Origin of the sequence: Paeniglutamicibacter sp. MACA_103, assembly GCF_045798555.1 — a bacterium.
Classification (GTDB): Bacteria; Actinomycetota; Actinomycetes; order Actinomycetales; family Micrococcaceae; genus Paeniglutamicibacter.
Genome location: NZ_JBIXLN010000008.1, coordinates 25,446 through 42,750, shown reverse-complemented (window position 1 = coordinate 42,750; position 17,305 = coordinate 25,446). Strand labels below are relative to the sequence as shown.

Sequence of the window (17,305 nt, the reverse complement as noted above, 5' to 3'; positions counted from 1 at the left end):
TGCCGGTCATACGAGAAAGTAGGGCCACGGCCTCGTGGATCCCATGCGGAATATGAGTGCCGATAGGAACCACATCGACACCGTTATCCAGAAGCCCCGTTGCCAACCCAGCTGGCGTCCCCGACCAATTGTTTGGATTCAACGGATCACGCGCAGGATACAGAAATCCGATTCTCATCTTGTTCCCCCAGTATTTACAACCCTTGCGCGCATAGATACCCCAAGTAGCCTTCCCCCATGCGCGGCTGACTCCATCGTCCTACGTGGTCGATACAAAAAGCTATAGATATCGATAGTCAAATTACGAAATCCGACAAGTACGGTATTTTGTCGCAGCAACCACGCGTGGATGTCGGCGACGTCTTCCTCCATGGCCGTGGGTGCGGAACCCCCGATGACGACTTCCCGTCCAATGGCCCCTAGATCGTCATGCCTTATCGGGGAGAGTAGCAGTTCATCCGAGCAATAAACCACCTGTGGTTCCTGTTTCATCGTGTCATTCATTTTGCGCCCCTAATCAATTTCCCAGATGGCGCCAACGCCGCCATCTGAGTTTGTCGGCCATCGTTTGTCGCGTTTGCATTGCCGCCTGCCAGATTCCGCCCTTACTATCTGTCGATGCAGCCATCCACATCGGCAGTACGGAAGCGTCTGGAAAAATTTTCAGGGCAAATTCAACCGCTTCGTCCAAGTTCGAATTCGACTGGCCTCCCCGGCGAGCGTCCGCAGCCCATCCCAACGCTTCTTCTGCGAGTCGCCGGTTCATGATGTGGGCGCGGCGAGTGCGCACCGCTTCTGGGGCCGTTTCCGATCGCAGGAACCATTCATATGCCCGCCGCCGTTCGTACAAATCGGTGACAACGCCGGCGAACTGGCTGTTCATCATGCTGGCCGGGTGAACCCGTCGGTAGGCTTGGTCTGGCCCATTAATACGTCCCACGGAGGCATTTTCAGCCATTCTCAACCACATCTCCAGGTCTCCCGAGTGCGGCAGATCGGGCAGGTAGTAGCCGACTTGGTGTTGCAGGCTGGTGCGCACCACCGCTTCCGGGCTGTAAATGATGCTTAATCCGCGACGGAACTGTCGATCAATCCAATTCGACCCGGTCCAGATCGACCACGAGTGACGAGTGCTGAACGACACTCGTGGCTCTGTATCAAAAGTCTGCGGATGACCGTAGACCAGTCCTACTTCGGGGTGGCATTCCATGAGCGCAACGGCCCGTTGCAGCGCTCCCGGCGCAAGTTGGTCGTCGGCCGAGAGCAGTACAAGGTAGTCGGACTCCGCTCGCGACAGCCCCTTGTTGTAGGTTGCGATGTGGCCAATGTTCACGTCGTTCTTCTCGGCCTTAACATTTGGATGCAGCGAAGCAAGGCGTTCGGCTACGGAAAAACTTCCATCAGGGGAGGCATCATCAATGATGTGAACCGTCGTACGAACTCCCGGCTGGCGGATAATGCTCTCGACGCACCCTTCAAGGAACATCCCGTAGCGGTAACAGGGCACCACTACGTGCACATGCGGCGTGTGGCTGCCGGTAGGCAGTGGTTTGGCCAGGCGTATCATCGGGTAGCCTCCGGATCTGTCGCCAAGTGTGCACCCGATCGTCCGATTCCGCCGGGCAAACGTGACGGGATGCCTATCGCACTTCGCTGGCGCGATGGTATCGAGGTGGGATAGAACTTTCCAAGCCTCTTCATGACCGGCTCCTTCCCAAAGGGGCCTGCGTGATGGCCGTGCGGTTCAGGCCGGGGAACAGGATCCTGCGTCCGGTTCGCCAGGTCATTCCGAGGTAAAGGATCGTACCCAGGCTTCCACCAAACAGCGTTTGTGTCGTTGCCGAGGAAAAAGTCATCGTAGCGAAATATGCGATCGTCGCAGCCACAACGGCTGCGGCCAGCGGAGGCAAGGTCTCGGTAAGGATCGATGCGAGACGAATGCCGGTTGTTTTGCGAAGGGAGTACAGGTAGGCAGGCAGCGTCACACATGCAACGACTGCGACGTGAGCCCACCCGGCACCGACGAGTCCTCCGATGCTGATACCCAGAGGCAAGGCCGGTAACAAGGCCAAAAGTGCAAAAAACTGGACCCAGAAAAGTGCCGACGTGCGTCCGGTGGCGATAATGACATTGGCAAAGAGCAGGCCCAGCACAAAAACGAATCCATAAACGGCCAAAGAACGTAAGACCGGCCCTGAAGCGTCCCATTGCCGGCCATAGACCATGCGGATGAGCGGTGAGGCAAAGGCAAAGGTTAGGGTGCAAATGGGCGCAGCAACCCACGCCACGATCCGCACTGCCGAGGCCACGGCTTCGTCCAGCGCTCCCCCGTCGCGCACCACAGAGGTGATTCCAGGCAACACAACGGAATTGAGCATCGTTCCCAATACGGCGGTGGACCACACCGACACGGCGAACGCGATCGAGTAGGCACCGAGTTCTTCCACGCCCAGAAGCCGAGCCACAAACACATTGTCAATGTTCAACAGGACTTGGCTGAGTAAGTTCGACATGGCCAAGGGCAGCCCGAAGCCAAGCAGCGGGCCCACGATCGTCCAACGCAGCCCCGGACGGTAGAACTTCCTTAAGCACAAGATCATGACCAGACCACTAATGGCTTGGGCCAATACACGGGACCAAGCCAGAGCCTCGACACCGCCGCCGGTGAGCGCCGACCACACCAAGAAGGTGCTGCCCGGCAAGAAGCCAGCGATCGTGGCGACGAAGACCATGTGCTGGCGGAACTCGCGCTGCAAGATGGCACCCGGAACGGCAAATGGACCGATGAATGCCACCCCGATGGACAGAATGCGAATCGCGTCTGCTGCCTCAGCCGATCCGAGCAGCAGGGCCAAAGGGGCGGCCAAGAGAAACATAGGAGCGGCCAATGCCAGGCTCGAGACGATGGCAATGGTGCTCACAGTTGGGGCGATCTTCTCCAAGTCCAGATCGGCGCGGGCGATCGAGGCCGCGACGCCTAATTCAGCGAGGCTGATCAAGAAGGCATGCACTGTAATTGCCAGCGCAAACACGCCGAAGTCCTCGGGTGAAAGGATGCGGGCGACCAACGCCATAACAACGACATTGCTCAGGCGCAACATGATCGTTCCACCTGCCGACCAGATCGCGCCCTTGCGCACGGCGCTGCCCAAGGCCGCCCCGTGCGCATGAACGTCACGTACCGGGACGCTGGACGCCTTGGGAAGCAAGTCTGCGTCGAAGCGTCTACGAGATAAACTACGAATTTTGGTATGCACGGTCACACGCTCGCGGATCTCGTCTTCGGAATGGTCCCCACGGAAGCACTCAAGCAATCGGCAATCCGTTGTTGCTGCTCGTCGGTGATGTGTGGATAAATCGGCAGCGAGAGGATCTGCTGCGCAGCTTGTTCGGCCACCGGAAAGGAACCCGGCCCATGGCCAAGGTGGGCGAACGCCTCGGTCAGATGCACGGGTGTGGGGTAGTGGATGCCCGCACCAATTCCCGCGGCATTGAGTTCTTCCAAGACCCGATCTCGTTCGGGTAGGCGCACCACGTACAGATGCCAGACATCATCATTGCCTTTGGCCTGCAGCGGCAACGTGATTGCGGACTCACCCTCCAACAGCAGCCGGTAGCGTGCCGCCGCCTGGCTTCGGAGTTCGTTCCATGCGGCCAGGTGTGCCAGCTTGGCGCTGAGCACCACCGCCTGCACCGCGTCCAGCCTGGAGTTCACGCCGACGGCCTCGTGCCTGTACTTCTCCCGGCTGCCGTGCGCCGAAAGCATGCGCACGCGTTCGGCAAGTTCCTCGTTGTTGCTTAGAACCGCTCCGGCATCACCGGCTGCCCCAAGGTTCTTTCCTGGATAGAAACTGGTTCCCGCTGCGAGTCCAAGCGTCCCGGCGCTGCGCCCAAACCGTTTGGCACCTTGTGATTGGGCGGCGTCCTCGATGATCACTGCACCGCACGCAGCGGCGATGGGTTCGAGTTGCTCGACGAATGCCGTCTGGCCGAAGAGATGGACAGGCATGATGGCCCGGGTGCGGGCTGTGACCGCCTGGGCGACGGCTGATGGATCAATCAGCAGGTACCGCCGGTCCACGTCCACCGGCACCACGATGGCTCCCACCCTGCTGACCGCCTCAGCGGTGGCTATGAAGGTGTTCGCCGGAAGGATGACCTCGTCCCCGGGGCCGATTCCGCAGGCGCGCAAAGCCAATTCCAATGCGTCCGTCCCATTGCCGACACCCACGCAGTGCTCGGCACCCAGGAAGCCGGCGTAGGCATTCTCGAACTCCGTGACAGCCTTGCCTCCGATGAAGGCCGTGCTTTCAAAGATCTCGGCGAGCCCGGCGTCCACCACATCCTGGATTTCGCGTTGTTGTGCCTTCAAATCCACCAATGGGATCTGTTGTACTGCCACCGGGATGGTGCTCATGAGCTCGCCCCCTGTCGTTCCACGTTTTTGTCATTGGCAGGCGGATGAACCAATCCTTGGGTCTTGGCACCACCGCCTGTCCGTGTTGCCAGGAGCCGGGCGGGGTTCCCTGCCCATACCTGGCTGGCGGGAAGGTCTTGCAGGAGAACGGATCCCATGCCCAACACCGCATCACGGCCGATGTTCAGGTCCTGGCGCACCGCGGCACTCATTCCCAGATATGCCGCACGGCCAACTGCCACGCGTCCACCCAGTGTCACTGCGGCAGCCACTGTCACGAAGTCTCCAAGGCTGTCGTCGTGGGTCAGGATGACCCGGGGCATCAGCACACAGTGCCGGCCAATCGAAACATCGCAGGTGGCGACGCAGCCGGCCAAGAGGATGCTGCCACTACCGATGAAGGAGCCCGCACCGAGGAGGACGGAGGAATGCACGTGCGTTTCATACCGATCAGCTCCCACCCCCAGCCCGCAAAGGCGTTCGGCGATGGCTGCCCGTGCACGGCCCTGGCCCGCACAGATCAGAAATTCGGTGTCGGAATCTGCAGCCAGGTTCAAGCCGCCCAGCACGCGAACGCCCCCGACCGCCAGCCCGTGCAAGGCAGTATCGTCATCGAGCAGACCGACGACCTCATGGTCGCCGGTTTGCTTGATGGAGGAGATGACCTCGCGTGCCAGCCCGCCGGCAGCAATCAAAAGTAGCCTGGCCATTTCATTCACCACCGGCATTGAGCACACTTGATATCACGCGGTCCTGCTCGTGTTCGGCAAGCTCGTGATACAACGGCAGGATCAAGGTATTGGCCGTCAGCCGTTCGGTCACCGGCAACGGTGCGGAAATCCCCGAATGACCCGCGTAAGCCTGCTGCTGGTGGGCGGCCATGATGCCCCTTCGTGCAGAGATTTCGTCGGCGGCCAGCTTTTCGAGCAAGTGTTCCCGGTCCATTCGGAATTCCGGCAGGACCTCAATCCAGAAGGACTGGAAATTCGAGGTTCCGTACTCCGGGTCCTGGGCGCACCGCAGACCCGACACGTCATGGAATGCCGCGCGGTACCGTGACGCAAGTTCTCGCCGTCGCTGCACCATCTCGTCGAGTTTGGCCAATTGCACCAGTCCCACGGCTGCCTGCAGGTCAGTCATCCTGAAGTTGTATCCAACCTCCCCGTAGTGTTCCTGCGGTGCGAGGGTCGAGCCATGTCGCTCGGCCGCCGAGACATCCATGGCATGTTCCCGCAGGCGCCGGGCCCGGGACGCCCAGTCGGGATTGTTGGTCGTCAGCATTCCGCCCTCGCCGGTGGTCAGCAACTTCCGGGGGTGGAACGACCAGGCGCTCACATCCGCTCCGCCGCCGACCGGAGCCCCCATGTAGGTTGACCCGGCCGCGCATGCGGCATCCTCGACCAGGGCAATGCCGCGTTCGTCGCACATCCGCCGCAGGGGTTCCAGGTCCAGCGGCATGCCACCCTGGTCAACCGCGATGATCGCCGTCGTTTTGTTGGTCAGCACCCGTTCAACCGCGTCCGCGGTGACATTTCCCGTCGCTGACTCAACGTCGGCGAACACGGGTCGGGCACCCAGGTAGGTGGGCGCATTGGCCGTGGCGATGAAGGAGAAGGAGGGCACCACAACGTCATCGCCAGATTTCACGCCCGCCACAATCAATGCAAGTTGCAGGGCGGTGGTGCAGCTTGATGCCGCCACCGCGTGCCGGACGTGCTGGTGTTGTGCGAAGGCCTCTTCGAAGGCAGCGGTCCGCGGTCCCTGCGCGACCCAGCCGGAGGCTACGACCTCGGCGAGCGCCTCGGATTCAGCCGTGCCCAGCCACGGTTTCATGACACTGATGCGATTCATTGTTCTTCCCCCCAAGGAAGTCCCGATGTTCATTTAGGTTCTGGTGCTGACCTTGTGGCCCACGTTTCGCCCCGCAGCCACCTCTTCGCGAAGCGGGGCCCACCATTCGACCAACTTTTCCAGCCCCTCTTCCAGCTCGGTGGTTGCCTCGAAGCCCAAATCGCGTCGGGCCGCGGAAGTGTCCGCCAGCCGGCGTACCACCGAGTTCACCGCCCGCTCGGGGCCGAAGTCGATGCCCAGGTCCGAGTCCATGGCCACCAACAGGGTTTCCGCCAGCTGCCGCAGACTGGTTTCGGTTCCGCTGGCCACGTTGTATACGCCTTCGTTGATCCCGCCAGCCGCCGCGAGCAGGTTGGCGCGTGCAATGTCCGTCGAGAAGACGAAGTCCATGGTTTGGCTTCCGTCGCCGAAAATCAGCGGCGGCAGCCCGTCGGCAATGCGTTCCATCCACCGCACCAGCACCTCGGTGTAGGCACCATGCACGTCCATGCGGGGCCCGTACACGTTGAAGTAGCGCAGCATCACGTAGTTCAGGCCGTACATGGAGCGAAAGCTCTTGAACATTCCCTCGTTGAAGGTCTTGGCGGCGCCGTAGAGCGTGTCGTTGTTGTACGGGTGGTGGCGTTCGGTGGTTGGAAATTCCTCGGCCATTCCGTACACGGAAGCGCTGGAGGCCGCAACGATCTTGGGCACCTTCGCATCGACGACCGCTTCCAGGACGTTGAACGTCCCGTTGACCATCACCTCCACGGCCAGGCGTGGCTCCTCGGCGCATTGGGTGATGCGGATCGCGGCTTGGTGGAAGACCACGTCCTGCCCCTGCACGAGGTCCCGTACCAATGACCTGTCGGCGATGTCCCCCTCGATGAGGTTGACCTTGCTGGTGGCCAGCGCCTCGGCGATGTTGCTCCGGCGCCCGCGCACCAGGTTGTCCAGGACATCGACACGCGCCGCACCGGCCGCCAGCAGCTGGTCGACGATTTCCGAGCCGATGGTTCCGGCCCCGCCTGTCACCAGGTAGCGGCCTCCCGCCAATGAATTCAGGTTCTCGTTCATGATGCAGTCTCCAAACTGGAATCAGGCTTGTGGGTTTGCGGCAACGAACCGGTTGCCAGGCTTGCGCTTGCCTCTTCCAGGACCTTCAGCACGCGCAGTGCCGAAAGCCCGTCGGTCGGCGCCGGATTGTCCGAGCGGATGCTCGAGGCGAATTCGGCCACCATCAGTCCCAGGGGCTCGAATTCCGAAAGCGCCGGCGACCAGGTGTCCCCCAGCCGGTAGGAGATCGTGGCCCCCTTGCGGTCCTCGGCATCCGCCCTGATCATTGCTTGGCGATCCAGGTTTACCCCGCGGTCGAAGATGCTCAAGCGCTGTTGCGGGTTCAGGTCGTCCCACACCAGTGTTTTGCGGCTGCCGCCGATCACCATTTGGCGGATCTTGGTCGGAGAAAGCCAATTGACGTTGATGTGGGCCAGGGCCCCGTTAGCCAGGGGCATGTTCAGGTATCCGATGCAGGCCTTGCCCGCGTTCAACGGGTCTGCTCCCTGGGCGGTTACCGACAGTGGCTGAAGTCCGCCGGGGAGCACGAAATCCAGGATCGACAGGTCGTGCGGGGCCAGGTCCCAGAAGACGTCCACATCCGGCTGCACAAGGCCCAGGTTGATGCGGACCGAATCGATGTACAGGATCTCGCCCAATTCTCCGGATTGCAGGAGCTCGCGGATCTTGAGCACCGCTGGGGTGTAGCAGTAGGTGTGGTCGGCCATCAGGATGGTTCCGGCGGCACGAGCCGCCTCCACCATCTGGGTTCCGTGCACGCTGTTGTCGGCCAGCGGTTTCTCCACCAGCACGTGTTTGCCTGCGGCAATGGCCGCCATCGCGATCCCATGGTGGGTGCGGGCGGGAGTGGCGATGGCCACCGCGTCTATGTCATGGTCCCGCAGCAGGTCCTCCACCGAGGACACCACCGCCGGCTCCCCCGTTTTGCGTGCCAGTGCGCCGGCCCGTTCCAGATCCATGTCGCAGATTGCGACTAGCTCCCAATCGGAGCTCATCGCAAAGTTTCGTGCCAGGTTGGGCCCCCAGTAACCGGCGCCGATCACGGCCACACGCAGTGCTGGGTAAAGACTCGTTTCGGGTGCGACGCTCATTAGTAGGCTCCTTCCGGTTGGATCATGACTCTGAACGTGCGCCACACGATGCGCAGGTCGCTGAGGACCGTCCAGTTCTCCACGTAGTACAGGTCCAGCCGCACGCTTTCCTCCCAGTCCAGGTTCGAGCGGCCACTGACCTGCCACAGCCCCGTCACCCCGGGCTTGATGTAGAGCCTGCGGTAGGTATGTCCCTCGTACTCTGCGACTTCCCTGCGCAGCGGCGGGCGGGGACCCACCACGGACATGTCGCCCTTGAGGACATTGAAGAACTGCGGCAGTTCATCCAGGGAGTGCCGGCGCAGCCAGCTTCCCGCCCGGGTGATGCGGGGGTCGTCCTTGAGCTTGAAAAGTGGTCCGGAGCCTTCGTTGAGCAAATGGAGCTTGGCCAGTTGTGCTTCGGCGTCGTCCACCATGGTGCGGAACTTGTACATCTTGAACGGTGTGCCGGCGCGTCCGGCGCGCTCCTGCTTGAAGAAGACCTTCCCCGGGCTGTCCAGGCGGATGACCAGGGCAATGACGAGAAGGACCGGCAAAAGCAACAACAGCACGGCTCCCGAGAACGCGACGTCCATGCCGCGCTTGAGTGCGTAGCGCCAGCCCGTGAAGGCGGGCAAGTCAACGTGCAGCAACGGCATGCCGTCCACCGGGCTCATGCGTACCCGGTGCCCGGAGACGTTGGTCAGCGAGGAAACGAGGATCAGCTGGGCGGCACAGGTTTCCAGCCGCCAACCAAGCTCCTGGATCGCGCGGTTTCCCCCGGTCAGGGGGCCGGCCACCACCAACGCGTCGGCGCCCAGGCGACGAACCTCGTCCTCGATCCGGCCCGAGTCGTAAATCATCGGCAAGGTCGGGTCCACCGCCCGGATCTTGTTTTCCGCTTCGATGTCGGGTTCTCCATCAAGGAGCACGCCGACCACACGGTATGCCGGGCCCGACTTCCGGGATATCTGGCGCACCACATAGGGGGCGTCCTTGGCTTGGCCGTAGATCAGGACGTTGCTCAACGCGAAACCCCGCGCCCGCTGGATGGCCAGCCATTGGCGCCATCCCCAACGTCCGACCAGGAGTGCTCCAAGACCGACAGGCAGGCTAAGCACGACAAAAATGCGCAAATCGGTGGTGGCCGTGATCAGTGCGAGGCCCCCGATGGCACCGGCGAGCGCGACGGTGGCATATGCCAGGAACTTGTATTCCTGCATTCCCACCGCGATTCGGCCAATGGCGCGGGTCCTGAAGAACTTCAGGCTCAAGATCCAGCAACCGGCAACGATGATGCCGGCCAGTGCGAAGCGAGGCGGCTGGGCGACAGTCACATCCGTCAACCCGAGACTATGCGCCAGGGCTCGGCCGCTTCCGCCTGCATCTTGCACCGCACCCATCGCAACGGCGGCCGGCAGGACGCTGGCCATGCAGATGATCAATACGTCGGTCAGCAGCAGACGTCGGCGATACCTGCGACCCCCGACGCCGGCCTTGATGCCGGCAACCGAAGCGGTTACCGGAAGAGTCGTTGAACTCCAGGCCTGGAACGGTCCGAGCTTGCGCCCGTCCAGCCTTCCGCTAATCTGCGACATCGCTTGCCCCCACCGTGTGATCTGAATCAACACAGTGGAAATGGGCAAGGTGTTCGGCCCGATTTTTACACATAGGTGCAATCTCCCCAATGATGCAGTAACAATTCGGGGCCCCCAAGTTCCCACGCGAGTGGTTATGTGCCCCGGTCAAGACCGAGCGTAGATTGCAGGCGGAAATCAAGCACGAGTGGGCCGACACTCGTTTATCCAAGTACCGGATGAAAGGGACACTCGGTTGCTACTTGGTCAATACTTGGCCGACACCTAATTCGCATTTTTGGGCCCAAAAGCAATCAAGCCCCATGCCTTTCGCAAAATGCGTTCGGCATGGGGACTTGATCGTAAAAGGGGACCGACGGTCGCTGGGGGGTGGACCTTTGAGGGTCCGCTGGCCGCCGGTCCCGCCCTAGGGATGAGTCCAGACCCGCCATGGTCGGCGGGAATTAGAGGTAACTCGTTCGGACAGGACATAATCGCATTTTTCCTGCGTTTCTCCCTGTAAAAGAGCTTACGTAGCTCCGTCGATACTTGACACGGGTGGTTCTTACTTCAACATTGCGTGGATCGCGGTTGTTTAAGTGCTGCCGTTACCCGGCTCGAGGTCCATGGCATTCAGTTCCGAGCGCTCGGAGATGCCCAGTTTGGAGAACACCCTGTAGAGGTGCCCCTCCACCGTCCGTTGGGAGACGGTCAGTTCCCGGGCAATCCGGGCGTTGTTCATCCCGGAACGCGCCAGATCAACGATTTCCTTTTCCCTGGCTGTCAGCTCCGTGAAAGCCAAGGCGCGAGCGATATGGTTTTCGGCCACAAGGCCCTGCTCCTCGATGATGCGCCCCACCTGGCGAAGGATCGCACCACAGACTCGCGGCTCTCCCTCGGCCAAGTATCTGAGGGCGGCTCTGGTCAATGCCTCGGTCCCGATCCGATATTCACCTTGGTGCAGGGCCTCCCGTCCAAGGCTTTCCAGGGCTTCGGCGTCGTTTCGCCCCCTGAGCGTCACCAGGCGTGCGACGAACCCTGCCCGGGAGCCCTGATGGCCTTCGAGCACGGTTGCCAACCGTTCTTGCGAGGGATGTCCCAGCAGTTCCCCATGATCCAATTGAGCCGTGCCGAAGAGCAACATTTCACGTTCCATGAGCGGAAAGTCCGTGACTTTTTCGTGGCCCAAGGCGTTCCCAATACTCGCTGCGACGGCCCTGGCAAAGAGTCGCCGGGCCGAGGGGGAATCGGTCAGGGCTTTGGCTCGCAGCCCGTCGTCGTTCTCGGGACCGAGAGGGGCCCCCGACCAGCTGCCGGGCACGGAAACCCCGACATGGCCCGATGCCCATTCGTACATGCATGACGCCAGGGCCAGCAACTGGGCGGGGTCCCTCAGCCGAAGTTCCATGACGGCCTCCGCAAATTCGTCAAGGGCGTTTGCCTTTCGGCCCTGCAACAGGTCGCCCAGCCCATGAAGGAGCGCGAGCATGCCTTGGCGATGCACGATGAGGTGAATGGAGTTGCCCCGATAGGAGTCGATGAATTCCTTGGCCTCGAAATACCGCCCGGAGAAGATTAGGTTCCAGCCGACGCGAAAGACAGTGTTTGACTGATAGATTCCTTCCAGTCTCGGGTATCGCCCCAGCCCCTCCAACACTTGACGCGCAAGGCCGAGAGCGGTCTCGTTGTGCCCCTCGATGCTATGCAGATCGCTGAGCAGAGATAGCACGACGAGCCGGCCCTCAGGAACCATCTCCGGATCCTCGAGGAGGAATTCGAGTTCCGAGGTGAGCGGGCGTGCGGCATCCGGAGTGTTTAGGGAATTCCAATAATCCAGAATCAGTTCAGCAGTCCGATGCCCCTTCACGATTTCATCCAGGCCCAAGCTTTCGTCGAATTGACCGGCGCGATGTTCCCAGAGTTGCTCGATGACCTCTCTGTCATGGGCTTCTGCGCCCAGATTGCTCAGGACGATCAGCAGCTGCTTAAAGGCCGTGGTCAACGTGGTCGCATCATGGGTCTGTTCCATGAGCCTGACCAATAGCGATCTCGACGAGTGATAACGCCCCATTCCCATCAGCACGGTGGCTTCAAGCAGTGCACCCTGCTCGGTTTTGGCCGCCATCTCCGAAGCGGTACAAAGTTTCCATGCCAGTTCGAAGTCTAGGGAATCAGCGGCTTGTTGAACGGCACGAAGCGCAACTTCGGATTCGGTCTCTACCCCGATTTCGATTCCCCAGAGCACCTGCGTTGGTGTTGGGTGAAGACCAAGGTCTTGGCGCGACCCTTCCCACAGGGCGAATAGTTCGGCTTTTCGCTGTGCCGTGACGATCCGGCGCAGCACGGCTTCATGCAATGCGGAGCTGATGCGAATCGTGGAGTCCGATGTCTGCCGCAATTCGCCAGAACCCAGCAGGTGCCGGTAGGGGCAGCCGCACGCGGCCAAGAGTTTGCCCGGCAAGGGACCCCCAAGAGCCAGCATTTCAAGGGTGCGCTGTTCGGCCGGCGGGGTCAGTCCATGGATCTCCGTCACCAGGTCCGTCAGCCGGTCATCCGCCGCCGGCAGCGGGCGCGCAAGGATCCATATCGACGGCTCGTCGCCGTTTTGATGCGCAAATGCACGGTCGCTAAACAGGATTCCTTGTTCCCTGCAGGAGTAAACATAGGCTTGGACGAAACTGGGATTGCCGCCGCTGGTGGCAAGAATGATCCGTGCAGTTCCCTCGCTGATCCTGCCGCCTACCAATTCCTCGACGTGCGCCCGGACGCCGTCGAGGCCGAGCGGCTGCACCACGATGGTGGACAGCGCCTCGGAATCGGAGAGCGTTGCCAAGGACGAGTCGCTGGCAAGGACGCCGGCTCCAATGGCAATCAGTTTCAGCGCAGCGTTCTCCATCAAGAGGGACAACACGAACGCGGATTCCGCATCGAGATGGTGCGCGTCCTCGACCACGACTACTGGTTTCAGGTTTCCCATGGCAGCCGACTCGAGTCTCTTGTTGATTTCGCGCAGGACTTCAACCGGACCCTCGATTCGTTGCAGAGACCCCAAATACGGCGACAAAGCGCCGTAGGGCACATCGGCCAAAGTGGGGCTGCAAAATAGCCGCATCACAGGGGCCGGCGCATCCGGATGTGCCAGCACTGCTTCGACCAGGCTGGTCTTGCCCATGCCGATGCTCCCCAGCACTATGGCGCCACTCGGCTCCGGACTGGTGACGATGTCGAGCAGTTCCCGGTACTCGAGCGAGTCTTCGCGGTCCCTCTGGGCCAGTATGCTCATCTCTTGCCCGCTGCGCGCCTCGTTGCCCGGTCGAGGGCGGTGAGTTCCTGTCGATTTCGGACTTGCAGCTTGGAATAGACCTGATACAAATGTCCTTCCACGGTACGAATCGAAACGCCACTGCTGCGCGCGATCTCGGAGTTGCCGTGGCCGTCAATGGCCAGAAGGGCAACCTGCGACTCTCGCTTGGTTAGCTCCTTCATCCAGCTGGGCAATTTTTCCACCGGCTCTTGATCCGTTTCGAAGGGCCTGCGTCGGCTGTCGGCGCATTGGCGTTTCAGCCGGGAAAGCGAAGTGGCCAGTCGGCGCTGATCCTTCGTGTCCAAGGCATCGATCAAGGCGTTGGATGCAGGGACCGCCAACAAAACCTGCCCGGATCGTGCCAGTTCTTCCAAGACATCAAGCATGCCGGCCTTATCGCCCTGGCGAATCGACCCGGCCAGTCGCGCGAACTGCAGGGCAACCGCGCCCTGGCAGGCCATGGCGACTCGTTGGAACCGGTCGGTCTCCTCAAAATGTCCCAGCCTCAGCGCCAACGCCAGTGTGTGCATCTCCAGTCCTGCATACCCCGCGCCGTGGGCCTTGTCGGCAAAGGCGGCCAGCCTGGATTGTCCCGAGCCCAGATCGTTGATCCGGGCCACGGAGAGGGAAGAGAAGACCTCGGCCACCCACGAGAAGAAGTTCAGCGGCATTTCGGATCGTGCTGGTTCCGGCTCCTTGAGCAGCAGTTCCGTGGCTTCGGCGCTCCGTCCCATGGATACCAGCGAATACGTGGCCACCGCCTCAACTGCGGCACGTTCGGCCGCATCCGGAGTGAACACAAATTGCTGCATGGCGGGGTTGAGCACCTGCAAGGCGTGTTCGGCTTCGTCAAAGAGCCCAAACAGGATGCCCTGAACCGCATCCGCGTAGGCAACGACCCTCGGGTTGGGGTATTGGCCGCTGGCCAACACCTGGGCCCTGAGTGCCGCACCCCGCCAGTTCCCCGCCGTCAATTGGGTCTGCAGGATCATGGCTTCGAGCTCGGCCGCCTCATCCGCAGAAAAGAGTTCTTCAAATTGCCCATTGATCCTCAGCGCGGCCAGGTCTGAGCTGATCTGTTCAACTGCATTCAGGGCATCGCTCTGGCGCGACCGGGCCGCCCATCCAAGAATTTGTATCGTCAGCGCCCGGAGGTGCAGCGATTCGGTGTGCCATTCGGTGCAATCGACCGGATTGCCGCCCGATTGAAGGACATCGGCCGCGGGGCCCCCGCCGGCACCTCTGAGCACCCGGCTCTTGAGAATCTCCAGTTCCTGCCCTGCCGAAGCCATTCGGTCGCCCAAACCGCATTCGTAGCGCACGTCCCTGAAACCTGTTTCGGCTCCGGCAAGGAGCGTTGCCGCGTCTCCGGCTCGATGGAGCGAAAGTAGGGCTTTCACGTGCAGGTTCAGGATTGCGATCCGGTGTTCCGGGTCGCGCGGCCAAGCTTCCGCGGTGAATCCTTCCACTCCGAAGGCCTCGGCCACGGCGACCATCTCTTGGACAGCCCCTATGTCTACCAGTGCCCGCATGGAGGTCCGAGCCTGCGCGGCAACGGGATCGGTATGCAGCCTGGCAAGGCTTTCTTCGACGCCCGGACGCAGGTCTTCATCAAGGCCTTCGCGCAACAGGAGCGACAAGAGGGGAACGCCGATCTCCACCTGGGCAACGTGTCCTTGGGCGACGTGGGCATGCCCGCTCCCGCATAGGGCGTCAAGCTCCCGCGCCAATCCGTTTCGGTGGACCATGTCGAGCGCGATCGGCCCACCAATGGCCAAGGCCTGCAACAGCCGCCGCTCGGGTTGCTTCAGGCCAGAGAGCATTGAATTCATCATGGCATTGAGCGCCGGACCGCCGCCCAGCGTGCCCAGCCGCAGGACCCAAACGCCCCGGTGCTGTTGCAGCTGGCCCTCGGAAACCCAGATGCGGGCCAGCTTCAACATCAAGTCCCGATTGTTGTCCGTCAAATATCGAAGCGTGGCTGCGGCGAGCATGGACATCGTGTTGCCGAGTTCGTGTTCCAGGAAGCTTCGCGTTTCTCCCATGTCCATGCTGCGCATGGTGACTCTTGCCAGCCGCCCGGATCGATAGAGCGAAAGGACATCCTGTGGAAGGTCCTGAAGCCGTTCGCAAACCACCACCAGGACGATCTTCCTCATGGCCGCCAATTGCGCCAAAATGGATGCCGATTGTTCGTCGACAAGTTCGGGGCGTCCCAGAAGCACCACGGCCGGGCGCCCTTCCGGGCAGAGCAGTCCTGCAAGCCCGTGGATGATTTCATGACGGGACGCTTCGATGCCGACGTCCAACCGCGAGAGCAGGAATGCGAGGGCACCCCTGGGCACGTGCAAGGCAAAACTTGTGCCATTGAGCCGGATGAGCTCGGGTTGCCCGTCCAGACGGGAAAATGCGGCTTCAAAGGCATCCTGGCGTCCATTGCCGGCAGGGCCAACTAGCACTGCTCCACCGCTGCCGGGGTCGGCAAGAATCCCATGGATCAGTTCGGCCGGATCCACCATCGCAAACGAAATGCTGGTCTCCCCCAAGAGTCCAGTCGTATTTCGAACGTGCTTTTCAGTTAAATATTGCGAATACAGCATCGTAAAAACCGTCCCCAAAATCGGTTCTTTCCCCAAGTACGCCCAGATGCATCGCTTTGTCGGCGTTGTTGGCCATCTTAGACGGCAAGTATCGAGAAATCACTAGTTGTTTGCCTTGCTGACCCCCCAGCCAGCAAGAGCAATCCCCGCATGAAGTGTTCCCTGGTACTCCTGTCCCCCTGCGCGGCAACCCTTGATGTCCGCCGAATTTGGCTCGATCGAAAATTGCCGCCGTGCTTCACCGTTCTTTTACTTCAGTACAAAGTCTCCCGCGCCGATTCGTGTTGCACAAGGGGTGGGGCCAAGAAGCGCAATCCCGATTGGCGCAGGCCCGGGCCTGCGTAGTGCGGAATGGTGCCTTGGATGGTCAGCATGCGCGGGTGATACCCGTGTCCCGGGGTCCAATTAGGCACTCGGAGATCCAGCGACGCGGAACCTGGTTGTCCGGGGTCATCACGGCGCAGGGTCGCGATGATGCCACGGCAATATTCCTGTCCGCCTCCTTGGCTCGGAAGCTTGCGTGTTTGGGCCGGCGGCCAACGATGCTTGCCAATGTGCCTGGCGACCATGCACAGTTGATCGGACGAGGCATTCGACTCGCCGGTCGAAAGAGAGGGAGAAGCCAATGCCACGGCTGGAGGGAGGTTTGGCGGTTCCCCGCTCGGGCCCGGGCCGCTACTCGATGTGCGTCACCGACCGCAAGGTCCGGAGCCATCCGATGGCGGACCGAAACCGAAGGCCTGCAATTCCCGGGTGCCCCCGACGGCCCCCGGAAGTCACCAAAATTGCCGCAATCACACCATCGACATGGCGGGGGTCATCGACAACGGGTGCCCACTGGAACGTTCGTTCTTCCTCGGGTGAGCGATGATTTCGCGGCCGATAATTCAACGCCGGGCCGTAGGCGCCATTGTGGCCTATCTGTCGATCGTCTTTGTCGTGGCGTTCATGCTCAGGCTCGGAGACATGCGGTTGCCGGAGACCGTGGGCGGTGTCTTGGACGCAGTCCACGGACATGACGTGCTGCTCGGCGTGCGTTTCGGACACGTTGAAGCGGCCGCCAATGTCTTGTTCTTCGTTCCCCTTGGCATGCTTCTGCCGCTGGTCTTTTCCCGTCGACGGCTGGTTGTCGGGTGGTTGTCCGCCGTGGGACTTTCCATCGGTATCGAACTGGTCCAATACTTCTTCCTGGACGGCCGCGTCGGTTCAGTGCGCGACGTCATCTGCAATGCCTTGGGCGCCGCATTCGGTGCATACCTGACCCATACCGCGCTGCGGACCAGGTCCGCGCGGACCCGGCGGGCTTACGAGTCGACATAGCACCCAGGGGACAATGCCCGTAGGCGCGGCAACGTCCCACCGCCGCCGACACACCACGGCCGAGGCCGTTGCCTCGAAGCCGGGGTGCGCCGGTGCGCGGGCGGATGCCG

Annotated in this window: 11 protein-coding genes; 1 reads left to right on the top strand and 10 read right to left on the bottom strand. The window is 61.5% G+C overall.

What is annotated here, in order from left to right; all coding sequences use genetic code 11:
- Window positions 1-517: 517 nt before the first annotated feature.
- From ACIPVK_RS05630 to ACIPVK_RS05585, 10 genes are all read right to left on the bottom strand, one after another.
- Window positions 518-1,567, bottom strand: a complete 1,050-nt coding sequence (locus ACIPVK_RS05630) for a glycosyltransferase family 2 protein (RefSeq protein WP_407610982.1) — start codon at window positions 1,565-1,567, stop codon at window positions 518-520.
- Between the two features lie 130 nt (window positions 1,568-1,697).
- The gene (locus tag ACIPVK_RS05625) at window positions 1,698-3,152 is read right to left on the bottom strand and encodes an oligosaccharide flippase family protein (protein WP_407610981.1); all 1,455 of its coding nucleotides are present in this window, start codon (window positions 3,150-3,152) and stop codon (window positions 1,698-1,700) included.
- Window positions 3,153-3,259: 107 nt separating this feature from the next.
- Window positions 3,260-4,417 (bottom strand): DegT/DnrJ/EryC1/StrS family aminotransferase, encoded by a 1,158-nt coding sequence (locus ACIPVK_RS05620; protein ID WP_407610980.1) that lies wholly within the window; start codon window positions 4,415-4,417, stop codon window positions 3,260-3,262.
- Entirely contained in the window at window positions 4,414-5,145 is a 732-nt protein-coding gene (locus tag ACIPVK_RS05615) for a NeuD/PglB/VioB family sugar acetyltransferase (protein WP_407610979.1), read from the bottom strand. Before ACIPVK_RS05615 ends, ACIPVK_RS05620 begins: the two co-directional genes overlap by 4 nt.
- On the bottom strand, window positions 5,129-6,268 hold the full coding sequence (locus ACIPVK_RS05610; protein WP_407610978.1) for a DegT/DnrJ/EryC1/StrS family aminotransferase: 1,140 nt from the start codon (window positions 6,266-6,268) through the stop codon (window positions 5,129-5,131). The genes ACIPVK_RS05615 and ACIPVK_RS05610 overlap by 17 nt, the downstream gene beginning before the upstream one ends.
- A 33-nt stretch (window positions 6,269-6,301) precedes the next feature.
- A complete protein-coding gene (locus ACIPVK_RS05605) occupies window positions 6,302-7,324 on the bottom strand; it encodes an SDR family NAD(P)-dependent oxidoreductase (RefSeq protein WP_407610977.1) in 1,023 nt (340 codons plus the stop codon).
- Window positions 7,321-8,415: a Gfo/Idh/MocA family protein gene (locus ACIPVK_RS05600; RefSeq protein WP_407610976.1), complete on the bottom strand. Its 1,095-nt coding sequence runs from the start codon at window positions 8,413-8,415 to the stop codon at window positions 7,321-7,323. Before ACIPVK_RS05600 ends, ACIPVK_RS05605 begins: the two co-directional genes overlap by 4 nt.
- Window positions 8,415-9,992, bottom strand: a complete 1,578-nt coding sequence (locus ACIPVK_RS05595; RefSeq protein ID WP_407610975.1) for a sugar transferase — start codon at window positions 9,990-9,992, stop codon at window positions 8,415-8,417. The genes ACIPVK_RS05600 and ACIPVK_RS05595 overlap by 1 nt, the downstream gene beginning before the upstream one ends.
- Window positions 9,993-10,566: 574 nt before the next feature.
- Window positions 10,567-13,254, bottom strand: coding sequence for a LuxR C-terminal-related transcriptional regulator (locus tag ACIPVK_RS05590; protein ID WP_407610974.1), 2,688 nt, complete (start codon window positions 13,252-13,254; stop codon window positions 10,567-10,569).
- Window positions 13,251-15,875, bottom strand: coding sequence for a LuxR C-terminal-related transcriptional regulator (locus ACIPVK_RS05585; RefSeq protein ID WP_407610973.1), 2,625 nt, complete (start codon window positions 15,873-15,875; stop codon window positions 13,251-13,253). Before ACIPVK_RS05585 ends, ACIPVK_RS05590 begins: the two co-directional genes overlap by 4 nt.
- A 912-nt stretch (window positions 15,876-16,787) precedes the next feature.
- On the opposite strand from ACIPVK_RS05585, the gene ACIPVK_RS05580 reads away from it, so the two are divergent.
- A complete protein-coding gene (locus ACIPVK_RS05580; protein WP_407610972.1) occupies window positions 16,788-17,195 on the top strand; it encodes a VanZ family protein in 408 nt (135 codons plus the stop codon).
- The last annotated feature ends 110 nt before the right edge of the window (window positions 17,196-17,305 follow it).